General features: G+C 66.8%; 28 protein-coding genes. 5 read left to right on the forward strand and 23 right to left on the reverse strand.

Features of this window, described 5'->3' with window-relative positions:
- Nucleotides 1–41: 41 nt before the first annotated feature.
- Nucleotides 42–674 (reverse strand): translation initiation factor IF-3, encoded by a 633-nt coding sequence (gene infC, locus ASF54_RS10420; protein ID WP_084816184.1) that lies wholly within the window; start codon nucleotides 672–674, stop codon nucleotides 42–44.
- A 271-nt stretch (nucleotides 675–945) separates the two neighbouring features.
- Here infC and ASF54_RS10425 point away from each other — a divergent pair, with 271 nt between their 5' ends.
- Entirely contained in the window at nucleotides 946–1305 is a 360-nt protein-coding gene (locus ASF54_RS10425; RefSeq protein ID WP_055963859.1) for a DUF1844 domain-containing protein, read from the forward strand.
- 51 nt (nucleotides 1306–1356) lie between these two features.
- On the opposite strand, the gene ASF54_RS10430 is transcribed toward ASF54_RS10425, so the two are convergent.
- The 6 genes from ASF54_RS10430 to ASF54_RS10455 form a co-directional block, all read right to left on the reverse strand.
- The gene (locus tag ASF54_RS10430) at nucleotides 1357–2058 is read right to left on the reverse strand and encodes an SseB family protein (protein ID WP_235481031.1); all 702 of its coding nucleotides are present in this window, start codon (nucleotides 2056–2058) and stop codon (nucleotides 1357–1359) included.
- 92 nt (nucleotides 2059–2150) lie between these two features.
- Nucleotides 2151–2897 carry a bifunctional 1-(5-phosphoribosyl)-5-((5-phosphoribosylamino)methylideneamino)imidazole-4-carboxamide isomerase/phosphoribosylanthranilate isomerase PriA gene (gene priA / locus ASF54_RS10435; protein ID WP_055962493.1) on the reverse strand — a complete coding sequence of 249 codons (747 nt, stop codon included), beginning with the start codon at nucleotides 2895–2897 and terminating at the stop codon, nucleotides 2151–2153.
- Nucleotides 2898–2961: 64 nt separating this feature from the next.
- A complete protein-coding gene (gene hisH, locus ASF54_RS10440; protein ID WP_055962497.1) occupies nucleotides 2962–3606 on the reverse strand; it encodes an imidazole glycerol phosphate synthase subunit HisH in 645 nt (214 codons plus the stop codon).
- Nucleotides 3603–4226 (reverse strand): imidazoleglycerol-phosphate dehydratase HisB, encoded by a 624-nt coding sequence (gene hisB, locus ASF54_RS10445; protein ID WP_055962500.1) that lies wholly within the window; start codon nucleotides 4224–4226, stop codon nucleotides 3603–3605. The genes hisH and hisB overlap by 4 nt, the downstream gene beginning before the upstream one ends.
- Nucleotides 4223–5326: a histidinol-phosphate transaminase gene (locus ASF54_RS10450; protein WP_055962503.1), complete on the reverse strand. Its 1104-nt coding sequence runs from the start codon at nucleotides 5324–5326 to the stop codon at nucleotides 4223–4225. The genes hisB and ASF54_RS10450 overlap by 4 nt, the downstream gene beginning before the upstream one ends.
- Before the next feature lie 191 nt (nucleotides 5327–5517).
- Nucleotides 5518–5916, reverse strand: a complete 399-nt coding sequence (locus tag ASF54_RS10455) for a LysM peptidoglycan-binding domain-containing protein (protein ID WP_055962506.1) — start codon at nucleotides 5914–5916, stop codon at nucleotides 5518–5520.
- A 226-nt stretch (nucleotides 5917–6142) separates the two neighbouring features.
- On the opposite strand from ASF54_RS10455, the gene lexA reads away from it, so the two are divergent.
- A complete protein-coding gene (gene lexA, locus ASF54_RS10460) occupies nucleotides 6143–6850 on the forward strand; it encodes a transcriptional repressor LexA (RefSeq protein ID WP_084816185.1) in 708 nt (235 codons plus the stop codon).
- A 78-nt stretch (nucleotides 6851–6928) separates the two neighbouring features.
- On the opposite strand, the gene hflX is transcribed toward lexA, so the two are convergent.
- Nucleotides 6929–8464, reverse strand: coding sequence for a GTPase HflX (hflX, locus tag ASF54_RS10465; RefSeq protein WP_055962509.1), 1536 nt, complete (start codon nucleotides 8462–8464; stop codon nucleotides 6929–6931).
- Nucleotides 8465–8505: 41 nt separating this feature from the next.
- On the opposite strand from hflX, the gene ASF54_RS10470 reads away from it, so the two are divergent.
- Nucleotides 8506–9114: a class I SAM-dependent methyltransferase gene (locus ASF54_RS10470; RefSeq protein WP_055963864.1), complete on the forward strand. Its 609-nt coding sequence runs from the start codon at nucleotides 8506–8508 to the stop codon at nucleotides 9112–9114.
- Between the two features lie 83 nt (nucleotides 9115–9197).
- On the opposite strand, the gene dapF is transcribed toward ASF54_RS10470, so the two are convergent.
- From dapF to thyX, 13 genes are all read right to left on the reverse strand, one after another.
- Nucleotides 9198–10073, reverse strand: coding sequence for a diaminopimelate epimerase (dapF, locus tag ASF54_RS10475; RefSeq protein ID WP_055962512.1), 876 nt, complete (start codon nucleotides 10071–10073; stop codon nucleotides 9198–9200).
- Nucleotides 10070–11002 (reverse strand): tRNA (adenosine(37)-N6)-dimethylallyltransferase MiaA, encoded by a 933-nt coding sequence (gene miaA / locus ASF54_RS10480; RefSeq protein ID WP_235481032.1) that lies wholly within the window; start codon nucleotides 11000–11002, stop codon nucleotides 10070–10072. The genes dapF and miaA overlap by 4 nt, the downstream gene beginning before the upstream one ends.
- 11 nt (nucleotides 11003–11013) lie before the next feature.
- Nucleotides 11014–12579 carry a tRNA (N6-isopentenyl adenosine(37)-C2)-methylthiotransferase MiaB gene (gene miaB / locus ASF54_RS10485; RefSeq protein WP_055962515.1) on the reverse strand — a complete coding sequence of 522 codons (1566 nt, stop codon included), beginning with the start codon at nucleotides 12577–12579 and terminating at the stop codon, nucleotides 11014–11016.
- Between the two features lie 72 nt (nucleotides 12580–12651).
- Nucleotides 12652–13524, reverse strand: a complete 873-nt coding sequence (locus ASF54_RS10490; RefSeq protein WP_055962518.1) for a regulatory protein RecX — start codon at nucleotides 13522–13524, stop codon at nucleotides 12652–12654.
- Nucleotides 13521–14630 carry a recombinase RecA gene (recA, locus tag ASF54_RS10495; protein ID WP_055963868.1) on the reverse strand — a complete coding sequence of 370 codons (1110 nt, stop codon included), beginning with the start codon at nucleotides 14628–14630 and terminating at the stop codon, nucleotides 13521–13523. The genes ASF54_RS10490 and recA overlap by 4 nt, the downstream gene beginning before the upstream one ends.
- Before the next feature lie 381 nt (nucleotides 14631–15011).
- Nucleotides 15012–15236 carry a DUF3046 domain-containing protein gene (locus tag ASF54_RS10500; RefSeq protein ID WP_055962522.1) on the reverse strand — a complete coding sequence of 75 codons (225 nt, stop codon included), beginning with the start codon at nucleotides 15234–15236 and terminating at the stop codon, nucleotides 15012–15014.
- 156 nt (nucleotides 15237–15392) lie between these two features.
- Nucleotides 15393–15701: a helix-turn-helix domain-containing protein gene (locus ASF54_RS10505; protein ID WP_055962525.1), complete on the reverse strand. Its 309-nt coding sequence runs from the start codon at nucleotides 15699–15701 to the stop codon at nucleotides 15393–15395.
- A 147-nt stretch (nucleotides 15702–15848) separates the two neighbouring features.
- Nucleotides 15849–16340, reverse strand: a complete 492-nt coding sequence (locus ASF54_RS10510; protein ID WP_055962528.1) for a CinA family protein — start codon at nucleotides 16338–16340, stop codon at nucleotides 15849–15851.
- Complete coding sequence (gene pgsA, locus ASF54_RS10515; protein ID WP_055962531.1) at nucleotides 16337–16978, reverse strand: CDP-diacylglycerol--glycerol-3-phosphate 3-phosphatidyltransferase; 642 nt, start codon at nucleotides 16976–16978, stop codon at nucleotides 16337–16339. Before pgsA ends, ASF54_RS10510 begins: the two co-directional genes overlap by 4 nt.
- A gap of 4 nt (nucleotides 16979–16982) precedes the next feature.
- Nucleotides 16983–19901, reverse strand: a complete 2919-nt coding sequence (locus tag ASF54_RS10520; protein WP_055962535.1) for an FtsK/SpoIIIE family DNA translocase — start codon at nucleotides 19899–19901, stop codon at nucleotides 16983–16985.
- Between the two features lie 192 nt (nucleotides 19902–20093).
- Nucleotides 20094–21770: a ribonuclease J gene (locus ASF54_RS10525; RefSeq protein ID WP_055962538.1), complete on the reverse strand. Its 1677-nt coding sequence runs from the start codon at nucleotides 21768–21770 to the stop codon at nucleotides 20094–20096.
- A gap of 73 nt (nucleotides 21771–21843) precedes the next feature.
- Nucleotides 21844–22821: a 4-hydroxy-tetrahydrodipicolinate synthase gene (gene dapA, locus ASF54_RS10530; protein WP_055962541.1), complete on the reverse strand. Its 978-nt coding sequence runs from the start codon at nucleotides 22819–22821 to the stop codon at nucleotides 21844–21846.
- Nucleotides 22822–22846: 25 nt separating this feature from the next.
- Entirely contained in the window at nucleotides 22847–23599 is a 753-nt protein-coding gene (gene thyX / locus ASF54_RS10535; RefSeq protein ID WP_055962544.1) for an FAD-dependent thymidylate synthase, read from the reverse strand.
- Between the two features lie 80 nt (nucleotides 23600–23679).
- On the opposite strand from thyX, the gene ASF54_RS10540 reads away from it, so the two are divergent.
- Nucleotides 23680–24588, forward strand: a complete 909-nt coding sequence (locus ASF54_RS10540) for a TIGR01777 family oxidoreductase (RefSeq protein ID WP_055962546.1) — start codon at nucleotides 23680–23682, stop codon at nucleotides 24586–24588.
- Nucleotides 24589–24641: 53 nt separating this feature from the next.
- Here ASF54_RS10540 and ASF54_RS10545 read toward each other — a convergent pair whose 3' ends face one another.
- Together ASF54_RS10545 and dapB are read right to left on the reverse strand one after the other, a co-directional pair.
- A complete protein-coding gene (locus tag ASF54_RS10545) occupies nucleotides 24642–25088 on the reverse strand; it encodes a hypothetical protein (RefSeq protein WP_442855784.1) in 447 nt (148 codons plus the stop codon).
- Nucleotides 25089–25125: 37 nt separating this feature from the next.
- On the reverse strand, nucleotides 25126–25869 hold the full coding sequence (gene dapB, locus ASF54_RS10550; protein WP_055962549.1) for a 4-hydroxy-tetrahydrodipicolinate reductase: 744 nt from the start codon (nucleotides 25867–25869) through the stop codon (nucleotides 25126–25128).
- Between the two features lie 36 nt (nucleotides 25870–25905).
- Between dapB and ASF54_RS10555 the strand changes: the two genes are divergently transcribed.
- The gene (locus ASF54_RS10555) at nucleotides 25906–26385 is read left to right on the forward strand and encodes a GNAT family N-acetyltransferase (protein ID WP_055963874.1); all 480 of its coding nucleotides are present in this window, start codon (nucleotides 25906–25908) and stop codon (nucleotides 26383–26385) included.
- The last annotated feature ends 84 nt before the right edge of the window (nucleotides 26386–26469 follow it).

A 26469-nucleotide genomic window follows, 5' to 3' on the forward strand; every position in this document is an offset into this window, starting at 1 on the left:
TTTCTTCTCTGGAACCTCGGGGCGGAACGAGTAGGTGGTGCCTACTCGGCCGATGCCTCGGTGGTCGTGGTCTCGGCGACGGCAGCGTCGGCTGCCGCGGGGGCGGGGTGCTTGGGGGGCTTGTTGGCCTGCTTGCGAGCCTCGGATTCGGCCTTCGCCTCGGCCTTGTTCTTCAGCGGGCCGATCACCATGACCATGTTGCGGCCATCGATCGTGGGGTTGTTCTCGACGGTGCCCCACTCGGCGACATCTTCGGCGAAGCGCTGAAGCAGACGCACGCCCTGCTCGGGTCGCGACTGCTCGCGGCCTCGGAACAAGATCATGGCCTTGACCTTGTCGCCCGACTGGAGGAAGCCCTCAGCGCGCTTGAGCTTGGTCTCGTAGTCGTGCTTGTCGATCTTCAGGCGAAAACGGACCTCTTTGAGAATCGTGTTCGCCTGGTTGCGCCGAGCCTCTTTGGCCTTCTGCGCAGCCTCGTACTTGAACTTGCCGTAATCCATGATCTTTGCCACGGGCGGCTTCGAGTTCGGTGCAACTTCGACCAGATCCAGGTCGGCCTCTTGCGCGAGACGCAGGGCCATGGCGATGGGGACAACGCCCACCTGCTCGCCGGCGGGCCCGACAAGTCGGACCTCAGGGACGCGGATGCGGTCGTTGGTACGGGGATCGCTGATGCGGGACTCCTCTAATTCTTGATCAACACTCGACGGGTGGTCGGGCGGGCGAAAAAGAGGAAGTCACATGCCGGCTTACGCCAACACGACACCCTTAGAGCTGCTGGCCTCGAAACCTTCGTCTCGATGCCGTGCGGGGTGTAACTACCCGGTAACGTTGAAGTCGCGGGTGGGAGGAACTCCTCTTTCGAACAGGGCATAAAGCCCCGTAGCCGCATGAAGCCTAGCAGAGAGATCGCTTGTGAGCCACAACCCGCCAGCCGACGACCACATCTCCCCTTACGACACGGTGGGCGACGGGGTCGAAGAGATCGGGGCCGAGCGCGATATCGCCGATGTTCCGGCGGTCGAGGTCATCAACACGGTCGCGGTTCACCTACTCAGTGCGAGCGCCGTCAAGCTCGGGCTCGCCGACGCACCCGAGACCCAGATCGACCTCGACGAGGCCCGCAAACTCATCACGGCCCTGGCCGGGCTGGTTACTGCCGCGGCGCCCGAGATCGGCGACACCCACGCCCGCGCCCTTCGCGACGGGCTCCGCACCGTGCAGCTGGCGTTCCGCGAGGCGTCGCCCATCGCCGATCCGGTGGGCAAGGGGCCGGGCGAGAAGTACACCGGCCCGGTCAACTGACGGGACGGTCCGCGGCGCCGCACCCGGATCCTTGTCGAGCGCCCTCTGTCGTCAGACCGCAGCCACGACGCGAACGGCCATGCTGTCGACGCGCTTCGCGATGACCTCATCGGACGCCCAGGCGGACTGAAGTCTCGCGATCAGTTCTGCCAGCGCGTCGCGATCAAGGCCCGGCCTCAGCCTCAGCTCGACGACGAGCTCGGGGCCACTCAGTCGTGCCCTCGCCGACGAAGCGGCGACCGTGACGCTGGCGACGGACTGCTCGTCGGAGGTGGGACGCAGAAAAGCCTCTGCCACCTCGTCGTCGGCGTAGGACGCCACCCACGGCAGGTCTTGGGCGAGCGCCCACAGTGCAGGTCGTCGGATGCCGAACTCGGTCTCGGAGCCGGGATCGAGCACCAGGAGTTCGGTCGACTCCCCCGCCGCCGCGATGGCCACGCGTCGAGCTTCGGCCGGCACAGGCCGAGCCGTGGGGTTCCAGGTCGAGAGGGCCGAGACCGAGGTGAAGGCCGGTAGCACGCTCCGCCCGTCAGGGCCTTCGACGGTGACGATCGCGAGTTCTTGAGTCTTGTCGACGGTCACGCCGTGCTCGTTGACGCCCTCGTCGCCCGCGTGGGCGATCAGCGGGATCAGCAGACGGGCCGAGCGCAGCGCGTCGACGACAGCCGACTCGCCGACCTCCTGGGCGCGGAAACGCTTCAGCGCGTCGAGAAGCCCTGCATCGGCTGTTCCGTCATCGGCGGCGTAGGCCATGTCGTGCGCCTGAAAAGTTCGGCCGGCCCAGGGTGTGCCCGCACTGTCTCGATCGGAATCGCCGTGATCGCCGTGGTGGGAACTCGCCGCCATCAGCGCCCGGCGACGTCGAGGGCAGCCGCAAGAGTGAACGCACCGGCGTACAGCGCCTTGCCCACGATTGCGCCCTCGAGGCCGTGGGGCACCAATTCGCGAAGAGCGATCAGGTCGTCGAGGCTCGAGATACCGCCGGACGCGACGACGGGGCGATCGGTCTTCTTCATGACCTGCTTCAGCAGCTCGACGTTGGGACCCTGGAGGGTGCCGTCTTTCGTGACGTCGGTCACCACGTATCGAGCGCAGCCTGCGTCTTCGAGCCGAGCCAGCACCTCGAACAGGTCGCCGCCCTCTTTGGTCCAGCCCCGTGCGGCCAGCGTGGTGCCGCGCACATCGAGCCCGACCGCGATGGCGTCGCCGTAGCGTGCGATGACCGACGCCGCCCACTCCGGGTTTTCGAGCGCGGCCGTGCCGAGGTTGATGCGTTTGACGCCGGTCTCGAGTGCGGCCTCGAGGGACGCGTCGTCGCGGATACCGCCCGACAACTCGACGTGGATGCCGGTGACCTGCTTGATCACTCGGTGGATGACCTCCCGGTTGTGCCCTCGACCGAAGGCGGCGTCGAGGTCGACGAGGTGCAGCCATTCAGCACCCTGGTCTTTCCAGTCGGCTGCTGCATCGACCGGATCGCCGTAGTTCGTCTCGGTGCCGGCCTCCCCCTGGGTGAGGCGGACCGCCTTGCCGTCGGCGACGTCGACAGCCGGAAGAAGGGTGAGGGCGGGGGTGGAGATGATCTCGCTCATGGTGCTTTCTGGGGAGGAAGGGCGGAGAGATGAAGGATCCGGCACGGCCGGCTTCGTCGGCGGACTACAGCGTCTGCAGCCAGTTGGTCAGCAGGCGGATGCCGGGTTGGCCCGACTTCTCGGGGTGGAACTGGGTGGCCCAGAGGGGGCCGTTCTCGACCGCGGCGACGAACGGACCGCCGTGATCGCCCCAGGTGACGAGCGGGCCCTTGCGGGCCCCGTGCCCCTCGAGGCTCCAGGACTGGGCCGCGAAGGAGTGGACGAAGTAGAAGCGCTCGTCGCGGACGCCGTCGAAGAGAAGCGACTCGGTCGGCGCGTCGACGGTGTTCCAGCCCATGTGCGGCAGAACCTCCGCCTTCAACTCGTCGATGACGCCGGGCCATTCGCCGAGGCCGTCGACCTCGGAGCCACGCTCGACGCTCCGGTCGAAGAGCACCTGCATTCCGACACAGACACCGAGGACGGGTCGGCCGCCCGCCAGACGCCGATCGATCTTTTCGGCGCCGCGGACGGACTCAAGCTGGCTCATCACCGCGGAGAACGCACCGACACCGGGAACGAACAACCCGTCGGCTTTCGCCACGCGGTCGCTCTCGGCAGTGAGCTCGACATCGGCGCCGGCGAGCTCGAGCGCCTTGATGGCCGAGTGCACGTTGCCGCTGCCGTAGTCGAGCACGACGACCTTCGGGCGGGCACCGGCGGCCGTCATAGAGCACCCTTCGTCGAGGGAATACCCTCGACGCGAGGATCGGGCTCGACGGCATCCCGAAGCGCCCGAGCGAAAGCCTTGAATTCTGCCTCGGCGATGTGGTGCGGATCACGACCGCCGAGCACGGTGACGTGCACGGTGAGCCCCGCGTGGAACGCGATCGCCTCGAAGACGTGGCGAACCATCGACCCTGTGAAGTGGCCACCGATCAGGTGCATCTCGAACCCGGCCGGCTCGCCCGTGTGCACGAGATAGGGACGACCGGAGACGTCGACGACCGCCTGCACCAACGCCTCGTCGAGGGGCACGAGCGCGTCACCGTAGCGACGGATGCCCGCCTTGTCTCCGAGCGCCTGCTTCAGCGCGGTGCCGAAGGTGATGCCGATGTCTTCGACCGTGTGGTGCACGTCGATGTGGGTATCGCCGGTGGCCTTGACACTGAGGTCGATGAGTGAGTGCTTCGAGAGCGCGGTGAGGAGGTGATCGAAGAACGGCACCGACGAGTCGATGCTCGCCGAGCCCGTCCCGTCGAGGTCGAGAGACAGGTCGATGCTCGACTCACTCGTAGATCGACTGACCGACGCGGTGCGATCGCGGAACGCCTGGGACGCTGTGCTCATGCTCCGAGCCTAATGTCGCTCATGGCCTCGAGGAACGCCGTGGTCTCAGCAGCCGTACCGGCGCTCACGCGCAGGTGCCCCGGGATCGCGAGATCGCGCACGATGATGCCGCGAGCGAGGAGCTGCTCGAAGACCGCCTCGGGATCGACGACGCCGCCGAAGAGGACGAAGTTCGACCACGTCGGCCACGGGTGATAGCCGAGCTCGGTGAGCGTCTCGACGATACGGTCACGCTGCGCCTTGATGTCGTCGACCATGGCGAGCATCTCGTTGGCGTGCCGGAGGGCGGCGACGGCGGCGGCCTGCGTCAACGACGACAGGTGGTATGGAAGCCGCACGAGTCGGAGCGCGTCGATCACCGCAGGGTCGGCTGCGAGGTAGCCGACTCGGGCACCCGCGAACGCGAACGCCTTGCTCATAGTGCGGGAGACGAGCAGACGGGGTCGCCCTTCGAGGAGCGTGACCGCCGAGGGTCGATCGGCGGGCATGAATTCGGCGTACGCCTCGTCGACCAGGACGATGCCCCGGGCAGCCTCATAGGCCGCCTCGATGGTCGCCAGCTCGACCGGCGTGCCCGTGGGGTTGTTGGGCGCGCACAGGAACACGATGTCGGGGTCGACCCGGAGGATCTCGCGGGCGACCGTCTCGGGCGAGATCTCGAAACCCTCGTCTCGAGGCGCTTCGACCCACTCGGTACCCGTGCCCCTGGTGATGATGGAGTGCATCGAGTAGGTGGGGGGAAACCCGAGAGCGGTTCGGCCCGGCCCGCCGAACGCCTGCAGGATCTGCTGAATGACCTCGTTAGAGCCGTTCGCCGCCCAGATCTGCGCCGGCTCAATCGCCTCATCGGGCGCGAGGGCAGCACTGAGATAGCGAGCCAAAGCCTCGCGAAGGGGCGTGAACTCTCGGTCGGGGTAGCGGTTGACCTCGAGTACAGCGGCGGCGACGGATTCGACGATGTCGCGAGCCACGTCTTCGGGAATCGGATGGGTGTTCTCGTTGACGTTCAGCGCGACAGGCACCTTCTTCTGAGGTGCGCCGTAGGGCGACTGACCTCGGAGGTCGTCGCGAATGGGAAGGTCGTCGAGAGTGATAGCCACAGCACCATTTTATGGGGCGGTCTCGCGCCGCGACTGCGTTGTCCACAGCCTCTCCGCTGTTGGCGACTCCGGGCCGCAACTGCAAACGGCGACTGCAGGCGGCACCGGATGTGGCCCATTGTCTGCACCCCACCGGAGACGCGAACGGCGCCACGCGTGAGCGCGGCGCCGAGGGACGGTCAGAAACCTGATCAGCTCTGGCTGTACTGCACCGGGATGGCGAGCGACTGGCCCGGCATGACCTGCGTCGAAGAGAGGTCGTTCAACTTGACGATGTCGGAGATGACGTCGCGCGGGTCGGAGTCGGGAGCGACGCCCTCTGCCACCTGCCACAGGGTCTCGCCCGCCGCGACGGTGACGTGGTCGAAATGGACGTTGCCCGCGGAACTCGTCGCGACGGCGCTGCCACCGGTGAGCAGGAAGCCGGCAATGAGGGCGAGTGCGGCAACGACGACGGCGAGCGTCAGAACCAGTCGACCACGGCGCGTGATGCGGAGGTGGGTCGGCACGTTGGTGGGGACCGGACCCGAGGTCGAAACCGTCGCGGCGCGGGAGGTAGAAGGAACCAGTGCGGTGATCGTAGCGCTCATGCTGTTGCCTCTCTTATCGAATGCGATCGGCCCGTAAGACTGCGGACTCGAAGGCGTGTTCCGAACATATCTTCGATTACAGCCGATTTCAAGAGCTCGGTACCAGAAATACGACAAAAAACACGCGACACACTCGAACATGTGTTTGTTCTGCCATATCTGACCGGATACAGTTTCGATCGGTGGGATCAGTAGACCAGCGACCACCGACATTCGAGAGGGCGAGATGGCACGCGAGACCGCACGACGCGAAACCCAGGGCGATCACGGCGCCGACGTGACGTCTCTGAAGAAGGCCCTTACCGCGAAGCAGACGCTGATTCTCACGGCGATCCGTGACTCGATCGGCAGCCGCGGTTACCCGCCGAGCATGCGCGAAATCGGCGATGCGGTCGGGTTGGCCTCTCTCTCCAGCGTGACGCACCAGCTCAATCAACTCGAGCTGGCGGGAGCGATTCGCCGAGACCCGAACCGGCCACGCGCTCTCGAGGTTCTTCTCGAAGACCCAGCCAAGTCGGATCCTGAGCCCTCGATCATCCGTTATGACGACGACGACAACATCACCGCCCGGGTGCCCCTGGTCGGCCGAATCGCCGCGGGTATTCCGATCACAGCGGAGCAGCAGGTCGAAGACGTCATGCCGCTGCCCCGCACGCTCGTCGGCAAGGGCGAACTCTTCATGCTCAAGGTCGTCGGCGATTCGATGATCGACGCTGCGATCTGCGACGGTGACTGGGTGGTCGTCCGCCAACAGGGCAACGCCGAGAACGGCGAGATCGTCGCCGCGATGCTCGACGACGAAGCGACCGTCAAGGTCTTCCGTCAGCGCGACGGTCACACCTGGCTGCTCCCCCGCAACTCGAACTTCGAGCCGATCGTCGGCGATCACGCGCAGATCCTCGGCAAGGTCGTGGCTGTGCTGCGGTCGCTCTAGTAGCCCTCGGAAGTACGAAAACCGCCCTCGAGCCGAAGCTCGGGGGCGGTTTTCGTACTTCCGAGGGAGTGTCCGCCTTTAGTGCGCGAACTCCTGCAGCGTCGGGGCATCTTGGGAGTAGACCCGGGCTGTTACCCGGGTGCCCTCAGCTACGTATTCGACGTCGACGACGCGTCCGATCTCGTGAATTCGAGACACGACATCACCGCGATCGAACGGCACGAGCAGATCGAGCTCGACCTCGGGCCGGGGCAGCAACTCGGCGATCCGCGCTCGCAACTCGTCGATACCGGCGCCCGTACGGGCCGACACGAAGATCGCGTCAGGCACCATTCCCTGGAGCACCAGACGCTGGCTCTCGTCGATCAGATCGCTCTTGTTGAAGACGACCACCTCGGGGATGTCACGCCCGTCGACCTCCGAGATCACCTCTCGAACCGTCGCCAGCTGAGCAGCCGGATCGGGATGCGATCCGTCGACGACGTGCACGATGATGTCGCTGTCCTGCACCTCTTCGAGAGTCGACCGGAAGGCCTCGACGAGCTGATGCGGCAGGTTGCGCACGAATCCGACGGTGTCGGAGTACGTGAACGGCCGGCCATCGTCAGTCGACGACTTGCGGACGGTCGCGTCCAGCGTCGCGAACAGGGCGTTCTCGACGAGAACCCCGGCGCGGGTCAGACGGTTCAGCAGGCTCGACTTGCCGGCGTTGGTGTAGCCGGCGATCGCCACGCTCGGAACCGTGTTGCGCACCCGGTTGGCTCGCTTCGCAACTCGCGCCGGCTTCATCTCTTTGATCTTCTTGCGAAGAATCGCCATACGGGTGTGGATGCGGCGACGGTCGAGTTCGATCTTCGTCTCACCCGGCCCACGGGAGCCCATACCGGCACCCGCGCCACCGACCTGCCCACCGGCCTGGCGCGACATCGAGTCACCCCAACCGCGCAGTCGCGGGAGGAGGTATTCCAGCTGGGCCAGTTCGACCTGCGCCTTGCCCTCGCGGCTCGTGGCGTGCTGGCTGAAGATGTCGAGGATCACGGCCGTGCGGTCGATCACCTTGACCTTCACCACGTCTTCAAGCGCGCGCCGCTGGCTCGGAGCCAACTCGGTGTCGGCGATCACGGTGTCAGCGCCGAGGGCCAAGACGGTGTTCTTCAGCTCGAGCGCCTTGCCCGACCCGAGGTACGTGCTGGGGTCGGGGTTGGGGCGACGCTGCAGGAGCCCATCGAGGACCACCGCGCCCGCGGTCTCAGCCAACGCCGCCAGCTCGCGCAACGAATTCTCGGCGTCGCCGAGCGACCCCTGCGAGTACACGCCGATGAGAACTACGTTCTCCAGCCGAAGCTGTCGGTACTCGACCTCGGTGACGTCTTGCAGCTCGGTGGAGAGGCCGGCCACCCGCCGAAGCGCCTGCCGGTCTTCGCGGTCGAACTGATCGCCGTCGTGGTGATCGTCTCCGGTACCGTCGCCTCTCGTGTCGAGACCCTGGGTCTGGATGGCCTGGGCCGGCGAGAAGACGGACAGGCCGGCTCGCGACGAGGCATTGCTCAGGATCCGGTCGACGACGTCGTCGCGCTCGGCGCCCTTCTCCTCTGTGGTGCTGTGCTCTGTCATTCGAGTCACATTAGACCTTTCGTGTTCAGTAATCTGGGGTGATGACCAGCGATCACTACTTCTCGAGCTCCCCCTCGAGCGAGCTCCGACCGAGAGAGATCACGGTCGAGCTCGCCGGGCGTGAGCTCACGCTGGCAACCGCCGCGGGTGTCTTCAGCCCGGGGCGGATCGATCCGGGTACCGCGGTACTTCTTGGATCAATGCCGTCGCCACCGAGCGACGGCACTTTCTTGGATGTGGGGTGTGGATGGGGGCCGATCGCGCTCACTCTCGCCCTTCGGTCGCCCGAGGCAACCGTGTGGGCGGTCGACGTCAATGAGCGCGTCCTCGAGCTCCTTCGAGAGAACGCCGCTCGCGTCGGCCTCACTAACGTCAACGCCGTGCTGCCCCAAGACGTTCCCGATGATCTCGTCTTCGACGGAATCTGGTCGAACCCGCCCATCCGAGTCGGTAAAGAGGCTCTCCACGGCATCCTCAGCCAATGGCTGCCTCGCCTTGGCATCGACATGGAGGCGTACCTCGTCGTGGCGAAGAGCCTCGGCGCCGACTCGCTCCAGCGATGGATGAACGAGACGATGGCCGAGATCGTCGAGGTCGAACGAGAAACCACGTCGAAGGGGTATCGCGTACTCCGCGCAGTTCGGCAATAGTGGCGCTTCGTTGAAAGGTACGTCGAACCCGGCGAGCAACTGCGTCAGATGGTCTTCATGCGAGAACACTAACCCGCGAGGCGTCAGAGAACCAGGTCTCCGGTGAAGACGAGCTCTGCGGGGCCACTCAACGAGACGTGCTCGCCGTCTTCCGTCGCGAACATTCGCACGCCGACGGTGCCACCGGGAACGTCGACCCGCCACTGATCGGGAGCCGACGGCCCCGCCCAGTAGCGAACGGCAAGTGCCGCAGCCGCCGCACCCGTGCCACACGAGAGAGTCTCACCGGAACCGCGCTCGTGCACTCGCATGCTGATGCGCCCGATACCGTCGGCGACCAGCGGGTCGGCGGGGACGACGAACTCGACGTTGGCCCCGTCGACAGGATTCGGCTCGAGGATCGGCACCACCGTGAGATCGACGTCCGCGAGCTCGTCGGCCGAGGCGAGAGCGACGACGACGTGGGGATTGCCGACGGTAAGACCGAGGCCGGGCCTCGCCGCATGCAGATTACGAGCCCGCACCTGGGCCTCGTCGGTCAGGCCCCACCGCCCCAGGTCGACCTGGAACCCCGACCGGTTGATCTGAACGTCGCGCACGCCAGCCCTGGTGCCGATCGCCAGGGTCTCACCCGGCTCGAGCGTGACCAGGCCCTGCTCGAGGAGGTACTTCGTGAAGACGCGAATGCCATTGCCGCACATCTCGGCCACACTGCCGTCGGCGTTGTGATAATCCATGAACCACTCGGCACCGTCATCTTCGGCCAGACTCGACGCACCCTCGGGGTGGCTGTCGCTGCGCACCGCTCGGATCACGCCGTCGCCGCCGACACCGAATCGGCGATCGGCCAGTGCGCGGATGCGATCAGGTGTGAGATCGAACGAGCCATCGGGGTCGGAGAACAGCACGAAGTCGTTACCCGTGCCCTGGCCCTTGGTGAAGCGGACGGTGGTGGTCACCCCACGAGTGTATCGGCGGCGGCTGACACGGATCCTGCGCTCCCTGCCCTCGACCAGGCGACCCTCGGATACCGCCGGAACCAGCTCACCTGTCGGCGGGCGTACCTCCGTGTGAGCAGCTTGGTCGAGTCTTTCGCCTCGCCCTCGGAGACCTCGCCGCGAAGCTGCTGCAGGGCCTGGGAGTAGCCGATGGCTCGGCTCGCGGTCACGCCCCGTTCGATCCCCTGCTCTCGCAATTTCTCGACCTCAGAGAGGAGCCCGTCACGCCACATGCCGTCCACTCGGTCGTCGAGTCGCTCGACGAGGATTTCGCGCGTCTCTTCGAGCCCGAAGAACGCGGGGGAATGCCACGTCGGGGCGTCGTCGGGCAGGCCCACCGCGAACGGCTTTCCCGTGAGCTCACCCACCTCGAGCGCTCGGACGATACGCCGGCCGTTGTACGGGCCGATCGCCCGCGCCGCCTCCGGATCACGCTCGAGGAGGAGGCGGTAGACAGCGCCGACGCCTTCTGCCGTCAACAACGACTCGTATTTGTGGCGGACGACCTCGTCGGTGCCGGGAAAGGCGAAGTCGAAGACGGCCCCCGACACGTAGAGACCTGAGCCGCCGACGAGGATCGGGATGGCCCCACGTTCGAAGATGCCGTTCGCGACCTCGCGTGCCCGTCGCTGGTACCACTCGACGCTGGCCTCGTCGGTGACGTCGAGTTCGTCGAACAGGTGATGCGGGATACCTCGGCGTTCGGCAAGCGGAAGTTTCGCGGTGCCGACGTCCATGCCCCGGTACAGCTGCATCGCGTCGGCATTGACTACCTCGGCGGTGCGCCCGCGAGTGGCGAGTTCGTCGGCGAGGTCGAGCGAGAAGGTCGATTTACCGGTACCGGTCGCCCCCACGACGACGGCGAAGTCGAGGCGCGGCAGTGCGCTCACTGGCGACGCGCCTACCGTTCGGAGTCGGACGAATCGTAGATCGGCGTCGTCGACACCCGAAGCGTGGGCAGGCCGAGCGACACCCGCGGCTTCGTCGCCGACGCCACACCGGTCGAGCCGCTGGGCACACCGCAGGAGGCCGCCTGGGCGAGATCCCACGCGTCGCCCGCCCGAGTACGCCGGACGGAGAACGGGGTCGTGGCCGTCTGATCGGCAAGCAGGTAGAACGGCTTCGCCTCGGTGATCTCGACCGTCACCATGTCTCCGGGACGGGGCGCCTCGATGCGCGCGGGCAATTCGAAGTGCACGAGACGCGAGTCTTGCGCGCGACCCGAGAGCCGGTGTGTGGCCTCGTCTTTGCGCCCCTCGTTAGTTGCAACCAGGAGCTCGACCACGCGCCCGACCTGCTTCTGGTTCTCTTCGTACGAGATGCGGTCTTGCAGAGCGGCGAGACGCTCGAAGCGCTCCTGGACGACCGCCTTGGGAATCTGATCGGCGTAGTCGGCGGCGGGTGTGCCCGGGCGGACGGAGTACTGGAATGTGAAGGCGGTAGCGAACCTCGACTGCTCCACGACTCGGAGCGTCTCTTGGAAGTCGTCTTCGGTCTCGCCGGGGAAACCCACGATGATGTCTGTGCTGATAGCCGCATCGGGCATCTGCGCGCGGACACGATCGAGGATGCCAAGGAACTTCTCGCTGCGATAGCTGCGGCGCATGGCTTTGAGGATCCGGTCGCTCCCCGACTGCAGGGGCATGTGAAGCTGCGGCATGACCGAGGGTGTGTCGGCCATCGCGTCGATGACATCGTCGGTAAAGGCGGCGGGGTGGGGGCTAGTGAACCGAATGCGCTCGAGACCGTCGATCTGACCGGCGGCACGAAGCAGCTTCGCGAAGGCGCCCCGGTCTCCGAACTCGACGCCATACGAGTTGACGTTCTGCCCGAGGAGCGTCACCTCGACGGCGCCATCGTCGACGAGGGCCTGGATCTCGGCCAGAATCTCGCCGGGACGGCGGTCTTTCTCCTTGCCCCGGAGCGCGGGCACGATGCAGAAAGTGCAGGTGTTGTTGCAGCCGACCGAGATCGAGACCCATCCGCTGTAGGTCGAGTCGCGCTTCGTCGGCAGCGTCGAAGGGAAGACGTCGAGCGACTCGAGGATCTCGAGCTGCGCCTCGTCGTTGTGACGCGCACGCTCCAGCAGAGTCGGCAGAGCGCCCATGTTGTGCGTGCCGAAGACGACGTCGACCCACGGCGCTCGGTCGAGGATGACCGACTTGTCTTTCTGGGCGAGGCATCCCCCGACAGCGATCTGCATGCCCTCGTGGTTGCGCTTCGTCTGAGCCAGGTGCCCTAGCGTGCCATAGAGCTTGTTGTCGGCGTTCTCTCGCACCGCACACGTGTTGATGACGACGATGTCGGCCTCGGCCCCGTCGGCGGGTACGTAGCCGGCAGCTTCGAGCGATCCGCTGAGCCGCTCGGAGTCATGGACGTTCATCTGGCACCCGAAGGTGCGCACCTCATAGGTGCGTGCGCGGGCATCCGTAGGAACGGGTGCGCTGGTTTCGAGGACCGTCGACATAGTGCTCCAGTGTAAATCTTTGCGGGCCGCGCCTCGTACCCGACGATATCGGAGCCGAGGATCCGCGACCCCTCACTCGAATCGAACGCCCCCGCGCGATCCCCCGCCGCGGGACCCGCCCCGGGGCAGAGCCTTCTCGACCGCTCGTCGGATGACCTCCGACCGGTAGCCCCGCCGCATCAGGTAGCCGTTGAGTCGCCTCTCGGCCGTCGCCTGGTCGAGACCGCGGAGCTGCCCGGCGCGCTTGGTGGCCCAGTCGTCGGCGCGCGCCTGTTCTTCGTCGTCGTCGATCTCGGCGATGGCCGCCTCGATCGACTCCTGCGCGACACCGCGCTGACGGAGTTCGGCCGTGATAGCGCCCTTACCCAGGCCCTTGCGATCTTGCTTGCTGCGGACCAGGTTTTCGGCGAGCTCATCGTCGTTGAGCAGCCCGACTCGTTCGAGACGCTCGATCTCTTCGGCGACGACCTCGTCAGGGAGATCACGCGACCGAAGGGTTTTGGTCATTTCGGCCGATGAGACACCCCGGCGGGAAAGCGCATGCAGGCTGATGTTTTCTGCTCGAGCCTTGGCCGCGTCGTACGTCTCTTCCGGTTCGGGCTCTGTTTCGGGCTCGGGCTCGCGCTCGACGTCCGGGCCGGCTTCGGCGCCTTCAGACCGAGCCGCGAACGCGGCGTAGGTCGGCAGGGCCGAGACCACGGCACCGTCAGGCTCTGCCACGGCACGGCCCCGCTGCGACCCGGGCCCGTGTGAGGAATGCCCATCGATATCGGCGATCCCGCCATCGGCTGCCTCGACGTCGCCCCGAGTGGCCCGCGCCTCGAACGACGCGGACTCGTCGGGGTCAGCCCACTCCGGCTCGTCAGGTGCCCTGGTGCCCGGCTTTGCCCAACCGGCCCCGAAGAGCGGGGTTACCGGCGCGAGGCGATCGTCGTTGTCGCTCATGCGCCCTTGCGCTCTGCCAGCTTGCGCTGGATGGGTGCGACCGACGGAGCGGCTGCCGGTGCCGCGGCTGCTGCGGCCGCGTCGTTTGCGGCCTTCGCCGCCGCGCCGTCGGCGCCGACGCCGAGCTTGGCCAGGATCTTCTGCTCGATCTCGAGAGCGATCGACTTGTTGGACAGCAGGAAGTTGCGCGAGTTCTCTTTGCCCTGACCGAGCTGGTCGCCCTCGTAGGTGTACCACGCGCCCGATTTGCGCACGATGCCGTGCTCGACGCCGAAGTCGATCAGGCTGCCCTCACGCGAGATGCCGACACCGTAGAGGATGTCGAATTCGGCCTGCTTGAACGGCGGTGCCATCTTGTTTTTGACGACCTTGACGCGGGTGCGGTTACCCACGGCATCGGTGCCGTCTTTGAGAGTCTCGATGCGACGGATGTCGAGGCGGACGGACGCGTAGAACTTGAGGGCCTTACCACCGGCCGTCGTCTCCGGGCTTCCGAAGAAGACACCGATCTTTTCGCGCAGCTGGTTGATGAAGATCATCGTGGTGCCGGTCTGGCTGAGACCACCGGTGAGCTTGCGGAGGGCCTGCGACATGAGTCGAGCTTGGAGGCCGACGTGAGAGTCACCCATCTCGCCCTCGATCTCGGCGCGCGGCACGAGGGCTGCGACGGAGTCGATGACGACGAGGTCGATGGAACCGGAGCGGACCAGCATGTCGGCGATCTCGAGCGCCTGCTCACCGGTGTCGGGCTGCGACACGAGGAGGGCGTCGATGTCGACGCCGAGCTTCTTGGCATACTCCGGGTCGAGGGCGTGCTCGGCGTCGATGAAGGCGGCGATGCCTCCGGACTTCTGAGCGTTCGCGATCGCGTGGAGGGTGAGAGTCGTCTTACCCGACGACTCGGGCCCGTAGATCTCGACGATTCGACCCCGCGGAAGCCCGCCAATGCCGAGCGCGACATCCAAGGCGATCGAGCCCGTGGGGATGATGGCGACGGGAGCGCGCTCGTCGCTTCCGAGCCTCATGACGGCGCCCTTACCGAACTGGCGGTCGATCTGGGCGAGTGCGGTCTCGAGGGCTTTCTCGCGGTCAGCAACTGAGGGCATGGTGTTCTCCTTGGATGACATCCGGTGCGGATGGGCGGTGCGCCTATAGGCTGTCGTGCCCCGACCGGCCGATGGTGCAAGGCCGGATGTTCTTCGACAAGGCTCAGGGGAAGCGCTGGTGAAAAGAACGCTACGGAGAACCACCGACACTCAGAGCGGCAGCAGGCCTTCCGTGGAGAACCGGGCCCCAGCGAGCCCCTGTGAAGACGAGGCTAACACCCAACCGAACACATGTTCGAGTGGCCCAGGGGCGGCGTGTCGCTCATGCCGCGGCCCGAATTCGAAGGAAAAACCGGCGCGCGCGACCGTAAGCATGCGGATCAGGGGCTGCGCGGGGCCAGATCTCCTTCAAATTCGGACGGGAGGACGTCGGCAGCCCGATCAGCTCCGCGGCTTCGGCAGACCCACGCCGTGACGACGCTCCACCGGCACGTCTTCGGCGTCACAGAGCGCCAACCAGACGTCGCGCGGCTCATCTCCGCGGGCGATGGCCGCGTCGGCCGACACATTGCCGAGCGCCGGGAGCACGGCATCGCGGGTCACGACCCGGCCGTAGCCCTCTCCGAACTCGTCGATCACAGCCCGGGCGAATTCACTCTTGCGCACCGGTCGAGGCTACCCGCCCTGTGGGAAGTGAGCCGTCGGATCCTGAAGTTCGACACCGCGAGAACGAACCCGCGAGCGTGACCCACCTCACAAGCCCCACACGAAAGAACGCCCCGACCAGAAGGCCGGGGCGTCCAAGCTCGAAGCGGAGTGCGACTAGCGGACCGCGAGGTCGGCGTCGAACTCGGCGACGAGGTCGTCGGGGAGCGTGTCGGGGATGCGGTTCAACCCCTCGATAACCGCCATGCGGTCACCGACTTCACGCATGATGGTGGAGATAGGCGTCTCGAGAGCATCCGCCACAGACGCGAGGATCTCGGAGCTGGCCTCTTTCTGGCCACGCTCCACCTCGCTGAGGTACCCGAGCGCGACGCTGGCCTTCGATGCGACCTGACGAAGCGTGCGACCCTTTTGCAAGCGGAAGTCACGAAGGACGTCGCCGATTTCTTGACGTACGAGAACCATAGGGACCCTCCTTCTGAGGACGACCCACCGAAGTCGAAGTACTTCTGTGGGTGAGTAACACTAACTGTCGTCGCTGGTGTAACTGTAGCCAGCAGGCTTTGAATGCGCCGTGTGTACCTGCGAGATGTAACGAGACCGAAACCCTGTCTATTCCCGAGGCCGTTCGAGCAGTCGCTGAAGTGCTGAGAGTGATTCGTCGACGGTAGCCGATCGGATTGCCGTTCGGTCACCCTCCAGTGCGAGGGGCACGACCTCGGAGTGGTCTTGCCAGACGATCCCGACGTAGACAGTGCCGACGGGCTGGCCGTCTTGCCCCTCCGGCCCGGCGACGCCCGTGGTGGCGATGCCGATGTCGGCCTGACGGTGCCCGAGCGTCAGACGCTCGCGGACGCCCCGCGCCATCGCGATCGCGACGTCGGGGTGGACAGCGCCGTGCTGGGCCAGGAGCGACGCCGATACTCCGAGCAGGGAGTGCTTGACCTCGGTCTGGTAGGCCACGACTCCCCCGGCGACGACCGCGGAGGCGCCGGGAACGGAAACGAGCTCGGCCACGAGGAGGCCGCCGGTGAGTGACTCCGCGACGGCGATGGTGAGGTTCTGTGCACGGAGTGAGGCGACGACGTCGACGACGAGGGTCATGCCCGGGCTCGCGAATGGCGGAGGGCGACCCGCATGTAGTCGAGGCCGGAGAGCACCGTCGCGACGAAGGCAGCTGACATGACGATGATGTTGACCCAGGTGAACCAGTCGCCCAGCCAGGTCGTGAACGGGAAAAGCGCCAGCGTGAGGGCAACGCCCTGCAGCAGGGTCTTGAGCTTGCCGCCACGCGAGGCCGGGATGACCCGGTCGCTGAGCGCCACGAACCGGTAGACCGTGATGCCGACCTCGCGGATGAGGATCACGATGGTCACCCACCACGGCAGTTCGCCCAGCACGCTGAGGACGATGAACGCGCCACCGGTCAGCACCTTGTCGGCAAGCGGATCGACGATCTTGCCGAAGTCCGAGACCAGATTCTGTCGTCGGGCCAGGAACCCGTCGAGGCTGTCGGTCAGGATCGCCACCACGAAGATGACCGCGGCCCAGATGCGCAACGACCCCATCTCACCGTCGTCGACGAGAAGCAGCACGAAGAACAGCGGCGCCATGAGGATCCGCACCACCGTGATGATGTTGGCGATGTTGGCCGTCGAAGCCGGGCCGTCACCGCGGCGGACGATGCGGCCGGTGAACGGGAAGGCCTTGGCGCGGGGGCTGCCGGCGGGATCGTGACTCATGGCTCTAGTCTCGTCCCGTCAGGCCCCAGGCGTCTTCCGACTGCTCGTCGTCGCCGTCCACCTCGCGATATCCGCGGGTCATGTCGCCCACGGGGTCGGCGCTGTAGATGTCGGCGCCGTCGTCGGGGCGGGAGACCGAAGGATCCGGGGAACCCTGGCTCGAGGCCGGCGCATCCTGCCCGCGCAACCGCGCGAGCACCCCCGGCAGCTGCTCCACTGTCACGAGCACGTCTCGTGCCTTCGACCCCTCCGAGGGCCCGACGATGTCGCGTGACTCCATGAGGTCCATCAGGCGTCCGGCCTTGGCGAAGCCGACACGGAGCTTGCGCTGCAGCATCGACGTCGAACCGAACTGGGTCGAGACCACGAGCTCGGCCGCGGCGAGGAGGAGTTCGAGGTCGTCGCCGATGTCGCCGTCGATCTCTTTCTTCTCGGTGACCTGGGCCACGTCGGAGCGGTAGTCGGGTCGAGCCTGACGGGTGACGTGCTGGACGACCTCGTTGATCTCGCTCTCCTGCACCCAGGCGCCCTGCACACGCATGGCCTTCGAGGCGCCCATGGGCAGGAACAGGCCGTCACCCTGACCGATGAGCTTGTCGGCGCCGGGCTGGTCGAGGATGACCCGCGAGTCGGTGACGCTCGTCACGGCGAACGCGAGCCGCGACGGAACGTTGGCCTTGATGAGTCCGGTGACGACGTCGACCGACGGACGCTGCGTCGCGAGGACGAGGTGGATTCCCGATGCTCGGGCCAGCTGCGTGATGCGGACGATCGAGTCTTCGACGTCTCGGGGCGCAACCATCATGAGGTCGGCGAGCTCGTCGACGACGACCAGGAGGTACGGGTACGGCTTGAGCTTCCGCTCGCTCCCCTGCGGCAAGACGATCTCGTTGTTCACGACGGCCTTGTTGAAGTCATCGATGTGGCGGAACCCGAACGACGCGAGGTCGTCGTACCGCATGTCCATCTCCTTGACGACCCACTGGAGCGCCTCGGCGGCCTTCTTGGCGTTCGTGATGATGGGAGTGATGAGGTGCGGCACGCCGGCGTAGATGGAGAGCTCGACGCGCTTCGGGTCGATCAGCACCATGCGCACGTCGCTCGGCTTGGCGCGCATCAACAGCGAGGTGATCATCGAGTTGACGAAGCTCGACTTACCCGAGCCGGTCGAACCGGCCACGAGGAGGTGGGGCATCTTCGCGAGGTTGGCGACGACGTACCCGCCCTCGACGTCTTTGCCGACGCCGATCGTCATCGGGTGGCTGCTCTTGGTGGCGACCGACGAGCGGAGCACGTCGCCGAGCGACACGATCTCGCGGTCGGTGTTCGGGATCTCGACGCCGATCGCGCTCTTGCCGGGGATCGGCGAGAGGATCCGCACCTCGTTCGAGGCGACCGCATAGCTGAGGTTCTTCGAGAGGGCGGTGACCTTCTCGACCTTGACGCCCGGCCCGAGCTCGATCTCGTAGCGAGTCACGGTCGGTCCACGGCTGAAGCCGATCACGCGAGCGTCGACGTTGAACTGGGTGAGCACCTCGGTGATGGCAGCGACGATGACGTCGTTCGCCTCGCTGCGCGTCTTGGCCGGGTCGCCGGCGCTGAGCGTCGAGACGGCTGGCAGCCGGTAGGGCGTGTCGCTGGCCTGGTCGTCGACGATCTCGAGGCTCTGCGGAGCCTCATCGTCTCCGGGCTCGAAGAAATCGGCGGCCGCGTCGGACGGCCCGAGGTTCATGGCCGGGACGACGGGAGCAGGCGTGGGGACGGGTGCGGACGGTGCGGTGAACGCCCTGGTGAGTCCGTCGGATCCTGCGGTTGCCACCGTCGCAGCGGACGCGTTCGCGACCGCCTGCTCGGCGAAACCGAGGTCGCTGAGAAGGTCGGTGCGAGTGTCGGGTGCGTCGTCGGACGGCGAGCCGGTGATGACCTCGGTGAACGACGCCTCGGCGGGCTCGGCCTTGGCCTTGCGACCGCGAGGCTGGCGACCCAGCGCATCTGTCGGGGCCGTCTCGGCGACGACCGGGGAATCGTAGGCGGGATCTTCTTCGCGGCCGCTCTTGTTGCGGCGCCACCACGGCATCTGCTCGGCGTCTTCGTCGGTCGCGTCGTCGAGCTCGGCGGCCTCGCTGCGTTGCGCTTCGACCAAACCCGGCTGCGGTGCGCCGAAGAGGTAGGAGTAGAGCTCGTGGAGCCTGTGGCCGATGTGATTCGGCGGGGTCTTCGTGATGATGAGCAGCGAGAGCGCCAGCACGATGCAGACGATCGGCACGGCGACCCACGCGGTGAGCAGGCTCACCATCCACGAGGCGACGACCCAGCCCAGGATCCCGCCGGCCGACGCCAGACCGACCATCCCGCCGGCGGCTTCCGGTCGCCCGCCGAAGATGTGGCAGAGACCCGAGATCGAGACCACCATGAGCCCCAGGCCGATGCCGATGCGGGTGTTGTCGTGCACGGATGCCGGGTGCCGGAAGAGCCACCCCGCGAAGACGACCATGATGACCGGGAGGGCGTACGCGACGCGTCCGAAGAGGCCACCGAACGTGTAGTGGTCGAGTGCCATCGCGATCGGATCGGTCGGGTTCAGCCACTCGACGACCGCTCCGGCGATGGCCAGGAGGACGAGGAAGAAGGGCACGCCGTCGCGGCGCTCGTCGGGGTCGAGCGACTCGCGACCGAGAACGCGGAAGCCCGCGCCCACCACGTGGGCCAAGCCGAGCCAGGCCCGAGTGCCGATGCCGGGCCCGTGGTCGATGACGACGGGCGACTTGGAAGCGGGGAGCTTCTTGGTCGGCGTGGCTCTGGTCGCGGCGGTCTTGGCGGCGGCGGTCTTGGCGGGCGACTTGGAAGCGCCGGAGCCGCCCGCGCGCGAGGCAGCGCGACCCGTGGTGCGGGCGCGCGGCGAGGGCTTAGTGCTCGTAGGCATGCCGCAAAGCTACCTTGCACCACTGGTTGAAGGTGCATCTGGGGCGCGCGTGTCAGTTCACAGGAGTCACAGGAGTCACATTGGTGGGGGCCGGAGGGCCTGCAGGAATGACGTGAGGGGGTGGCGAGTCGCTGCGTCGCCGGACGACCGGAGCTTGTCGGAGGTCCGGCGCCGCGGCGACCCGCCGCGGAATCACGCTGAGATGACGACCGGAACGATCATCGGACGACGACGGTGCTGGCTGTTCACCCAGCGGCCGACGGTGCGACGGACGACCTGGCTGAAGGCATTCGCGTCGCGGGTGCCGTTCTCGGCCGCCTCGGTGAGCGCCGCGAGGATCTTCGGACGGACGTCGTCGAAGACGCGCTCGTCTTCGGCGAACCCGCGCGACTGGATCTCAGGGCCCACGACGACGCGACCGGTGGTCGGGTCGATCGCGAGGAAGATGCTGATGAAGCCCTCTTCGGACAGCACGCGGCGATCCTTGAGGTCGGCCTCGGTGATCTCTCCCACCGTGGAGCCGTCGACGTAGACGTAGCTGAGGTCGAGCTGGCCGGCCACGGTCGCGACGCCGTCTTTGAGGTCGACGACGATGCCGTCCTGGCCCAGGATGATGTTCTTGCGCGGCACACCCGTCTTCTCGGCCAGCGCAGCCGACGCATAGAGGTGGCGGTGCTCGCCGTGAACCGGGAGCACGTTCTTCGGACGCAGGATGTTGTAGCAGTAGAGCAGCTCGCCGGCCGACGCGTGGCCGGAGACGTGCACCTTGGCGTTGCCCTTGTGGACGACGTTCGCGCCCAACTTCGTGAGCCCGTCGATCACTCGGTAGACGGCGTTCTCGTTGCCGGGGATCAGGCTCGAGGCGAGGATGACCGTGTCGCCCTCGCCGATCTCGATCTGGTGCTCGAGGTTCGCCATGCGGGCGAGGACGGCCATCGGCTCACCCTGCGATCCGGTCGACATGTAGACGATCCGGTCGTCGGGGAGGTCTTTGGCCTTCTTCGAGTCGATGAGGACGTTCTCGGGCACCTTGAGGTAGCCGAGGTCGGCCGCGATCGTCATGTTGCGGATCATGGAGCGACCCATGAAGGCGACGCGGCGGCCGTTCAGGTGCGCGGCGTCGAGCACCTGCTGCACACGGTGCACGTGGCTCGAGAAGCTCGCGACGACGACGCGACGAGGCGCGCGCGACATGATGTCGTCGAGAACGGGCCCGATGTCGCGCTCGGGGGCTGTAAATCCGGGCACGTCGGCGTTGGTGGAGTCGGGCAGGAACAGGTCAACGCCCTCCTCGCCGAGACGCGCGAACGCACGGAGGTCGGTGATGCGGTCGTCGAGCGGGAGCTGGTCCATCTTGAAGTCGCCGGTGTGCAGCACGAGGCCGGCGCTGGTGCGGATCGCGACTGCGAGAGCGTCGGGGATCGAGTGGTTGACCGCGATGAACTCGAGCTCGAACGGGCCGAGTTTCTCGATCTGCCCCTCTTTGACGGCCAGCGAGTACGGCTGGATGCGGTGCTCTTTGAGCTTCGCCTCCACCAGCGCGAGCGTCAGGGTCGACCCGATCAGCGGAATGTCTTTGCGGAGACGGAGGAGATACGGGACGGCGCCGATGTGGTCTTCGTGGCCGTGCGTGAGCACGACGCCGAGAACGTCTTTCAGACGGTCTTTGATGGGACCGAAGTCGGGCAGGATCAGATCGACCCCGGGCTGGTGCTCCTCGGGGAAGAGCACGCCGGCATCGACGATGAGGATCTTGCCATCGAGCTCGTAGGCGGTCATGTTGCGGCCGATCTCGCCGAGACCGCCGATCGGGATCACTCGCAGAGTGCCCTTCTCGAGGGCGCGGGGAGTCTGGATTGTCGTAGGCATATGTTCCTTGGGTGTCGAAGTCGAGGTCGTGAACCTCCGGTGTAGGTCTGGTGCCGGTCGGAGCCGGCGAACGCTAGCGCGTAGTGCCGTGGATCTTCGGCAGGGCGCCGCCCGCGGCCGCGTTGCGGTCGGGGCGGAATCGCGAGAGGTCGACGCCGGGAATCTCGCCCACGTGCGACAGCTCGTCTTCGATGAGGGCAGCCTCGGTGTCTTCGGGGCCGACGAGGGGCAGGCGCACGCGAGGGCTCGAGATGCGCCCCAGGCCGTGGAGGATGTACTTCGCGGCGACAGTGCCGGGCACGTGGGTCATGACGGCGCGCACGAGGGGCTCGAGCTGCTGGTGCGCGAGAGTCGCGGTGTGCAGGTCGCCCGCGTTCACCGCGTCGATGATGGTGCGGTAGGGCGCCGCGGCGATGTTGGCGGTGACGCCGATGAGGCCGGTCGCTCCGATGGCGAGGTGCGGCAGCACGTTCGCGTCGTCGCCGGAGAAATACATCAGATCGGTCTGATTCAACACCCGGCTGACCTCGGCGAAGTCGCCCTTGGCGTCTTTCACCGCCACGATGTTGGGGTGCTTCGCCGCGCGGAGGATTGTCTCGTACTTGATCGGGATACCGGTGCGGCCGGGGATGTCGTAGAGGATGACGGGCAGGTCGGTCGCGTCGGCGATCATGCGGAAATGCGTCAGTACGCCAGCCTGAGTGGGCTTGTTGTAGTACGGCGTGACGATCATGACGCCGTCGGCGCCCGCCTTCTCGCTGGCCTTGTACAGCTGGATCGCGTGGGCGGTCTCGTTCGAGCCGCCCCCGGTGATGATCTTGGCGCGACCCGAGGCGACGTCTTTGCCGACCTCGACGAGCTTCAGCTTCTCGGGGTCGGTGAGAGTCGAGGTCTCGCCCGTTGTGCCCGTGACGACGATGCCGTCGGCACCCGAGGTGATGCAGTCGTCGATGTGCTTCTCGACGCCCGGCCAATCCACTTCACCGTCTGCGGTGAAGGGGGTGACGAGTGCGACGAGGACCTGCCCGAAGGGGTTTGCAATGTTCGACACCCCCCTAGAGTATCGGCACCTGCCCCTAGGGGGCGACGCGGCCGTTCTTGCCGAAGGCGGCGTAGGTCAGCGGCATGAGCTCGGCCCAGATGTCTTCCATCTTTTCGGCGCACATCTCGATCTCGCGCTGTGGGAACGACGGGAAGTGCGTGCCCTCGCGCTTCGTGCGGAGCGACAGGAAGTTCATGAGCGAGCGGGCGTTCACGGTGACGTACATCGACGAGTAGATGTTGAGCGGCAGGACGATGCGCGCGACCTCGCGGGCAACACCCGCCTCGAGCATCTTCTGGTATGCGTCGTAGGCGAGCGTCGAGGAGGCCTTCGTCGCCTCGGAGACGAGCTCGTACTGCTCCGGGCTGCCGGGCAGGAAGTCGTAGGCGCCGGGCTTGCCGACCTGCACGAGGTTACGGGTCTCGCCGGGCACGTAGAACACCGGGTTGAGCTCGCGGTAGCGGCCCGACTCTTCGTTGTAGGACGCCATGCGGTGCCGCATGAACTCGCGGAACACAAAGATCGGCGCCTGCACGTAGAAAGTCATCGAGTTGTGCTCGAACGGCGAGCCGTGGCGGTCGCGCATGAGGTAGTTGATGAGGCCGGCGCCCTTGGTCGCCTGCTCGCCGTCGGCGGAGGCCTGCGCACCGTCGAGGGTGAGCTCGCCCATCGTCGAGACACGCGCAGCGAACAGCACGTCGGAGTCGTGGGCGCTCGAGCGGACGAGCTCGACCGTCACGTCGCTGCGGAATTCGATTTCGGGGGTGGCGGGGGTCTCTTCAGGCACGGCTCCGAGACTACCCTCCTAGCACCCCCGGACACCGCCAGCACCCCCGTCTAGTGTGAGGACTCGACGAAGGGCAGGCAATGACGGGACAGAACGAGACGGGTCTCACCGTGTTGATCGCGGGAGCATCGGGTTCGATCGGTACGGAGGTGACCCGGCAGGCAAAGGCGCAGGGCCACGAGGTGCTGAAGCTGGTGAGGCGACCCACGACGAAACCGGACGAATTCACCTGGTCGCCGTCCGCCGGCATCATCGACTACAACCTGCTCGATCGCGCCGATGCGGTGATCAACCTGTCGGGTGCGTCGCTCACGAAGCTCCCGTGGACCTCGGCTTACAAGCACGAGATCCTCGAGTCGAGAGTGACGGCTACGCGCACGCTGGTAGACGCCATGCAGCACGCCGAACACCCGCCTGCGACTTTCTTGAGCGGCTCCGCCGTCGGAATCTACGGCGACCGTCCGCTCGACATCCTCACCGAGGACTCCCCCCGCGGCGAGGGCTTCCTCGCCGACGTGGTCGCGGAATGGGAAGACGAGGCGAAAGCCGCCCCCGAGGCGACGCGGGTCGTCCTGCTCCGAACGGGCATCGTCATCGCCCCCGGAGGCGCCATGAAGCCGCTTCTCGCCCTCACGAAGGCCTTTCTTGGCTCCCGTCTCGGCACCGGCACGCAGATCTGGCCCTGGATCAGCCTTCACGACGAGGCCGCCGCCATCGTTCACCTGCTCACCAGCGACGTCTCCGGCCCGGTCAACCTGACCGGCCCGGTCGCAGCAACGAGCGACCGCATCACGGCTCGCACGGCAGCTGATCTCGGCCGCCCGTACAAGCTAGCGGTGCCCGAGTTCGCCATCCGCACCCTGCTCGGCGACGCCGGCCAGGAGATGCTCCTCTCCAGCCAGAAGGTCACCCCGCAGCGACTCATCGACGACGGGTTCGACTTCCGCTTCGAGACCGTCGAAGACGCGCTGGACGACCTCATCAAGTAGGGCGGGGCCCGGCGGGGTGATCACACCGAAGGATCCGCCGGCTCGCCCTCGAATCAGGCCGACGCGCGGCGCCTGAGCCCGAACGACCTCCGGATCGCCCCACGGGCCCGGCGTCGGTCGCCGCAGGCGTCGTATGCGAGCCCCAGCCGGAGCCACGCGCGCCAGTCGTCCGGGGCTGCTCGAGCCGCCGCGGCGTAGGCGGGGAAGGCCGCGTCGGCGGCTTCGCGCTCATAGCGGCCCGACGGGCGACGCGGCAGGTCGTCGACGGGCAGGGCGCCTTCGGCCTCCAGCTGCTTGACCATGCGCTCGGTGAGAATGCCGAAGCGGATCTCGAACAGCAGCGCCGCGACCCCGATGATCGGCAAGACGAGCAGGGCGACGCCGATCACTATCGCGATGGGCTCGCCCGCGGCCATGAAGAGCACGGCCCGCTGCCCCACCAGCACGAGGTAGAGCACCAGCAGGGCGCACATGACGAGAGCTGCGATGCGGCCCTTCACCGTCGGATCCTGACGTCGGTTAGTGCGACCGAGTCGCTCATGCGGCGGGAGAGCCGAGCGGAAGCACTCGATCGAGCCCCACGACGACGCCCACGGTGGCGGGTGCGGCGGCGAGAGCGACCAGGATGCCCTTCTCGTACGCGGCCTGCGAGGTGGTGTCGTGGGTCAGTGAGAGCGTCTCTCCCGAGCCGCCGAAGACGACCTCCTGTCGGGCCTCGATGCCGGGGAGGCGGAGGCTGTGCACGGGCACGCTGGCGATCTGCTGCCCGCGGGCGCGCTGGTCGACGTGCGGGGCGCGCACGGGGCCGAGGTCGCGACGGGCGTCGGCGATGAGCTCGGCCGTGCGAATGGCCGTGCCCGAGGGCGAGTCGACCTTGCCGGGGTGATGGGTCTCGATGATCTCGACGGAGTCGAAGAACCGAGCCGCCATGGTCGCGAAGGTCGTGGCGAGGACCGACCCGACCGAAAAGTTGGGGATCACCAGGACGCCGGGGCCGTCGACCTCGGCCACCACGCGACGGAGATCGGCGAGCCGGGGCTCCGACCAGCCGGAGGTACCCACCAGCACGGGAATCCCGGCGCGCACAGCCTTCTCGACGATGCCGGGGCTCACCGCCGGCACCGTGACGTCGACGACGAGGTCGGCCCCGAGCAGCTCGTCGAGCGAGTCGCGCGACGACAGCCCGGCATGCAGTTCGAAGCCGTCGGTCTCTTCGATGAGGCGGAGGAACAGCTGGCCCATCCGCCCGGTGGCTCCGACGACAGCGACTCGTATGGACATACCTCCAACCTACCGGGCTCGGTAGCATCGGTGCTCGTGGTGCACTACCGAGAAGTTCCCGTCGACGCGCCCGAGGCGCACGCCCTCCTGGACGCCTATTTCACCGAGCGCATAGCCACCTTTCCGGATCCGGTCGGCTACAAGACGACGTTCCCGGACGCTTCGCTCTTCACTCCCCCGCACGGGGTCTTCGTGGTCGTCGACCTGTCAGACGACGAGCGGGGCGTCGCCTGCGGCGGAGTGCGCAGGATCCGAGACGGTGCGGACGGCGGGGTCCGGTACGAGATCAAGCACCTCTTCGTGGCGCCGTCGGGCCGGGGTCGGGGGCTCGGCAAGGCTCTGCTCAGCGAGCTCGAGCGTCGGGCGCGCGCGTTCGGCGCGACGGAGGCCGTACTCGACACGAGCGACAGCCTGACGGCCGCGGGCGGCCTCTACCGTGCGTCCGGCTACGCGACGATCGAGCCGTACAACGACAACCCCAACGCGACCCACTGGTACGCCAAGCCCCTTCTCTGACGCCTCGCCCTCTACCCAGATGTCTTCAGCGCTTTTCGCGGAAGGCAGCCGCTCACCGGACGATCGGAGCCTGTCGGAGATCCG

This window comes from Frondihabitans sp. Leaf304, from assembly GCF_001423105.1.
Classification (GTDB): Bacteria; Actinomycetota; Actinomycetes; order Actinomycetales; family Microbacteriaceae; genus Frondihabitans.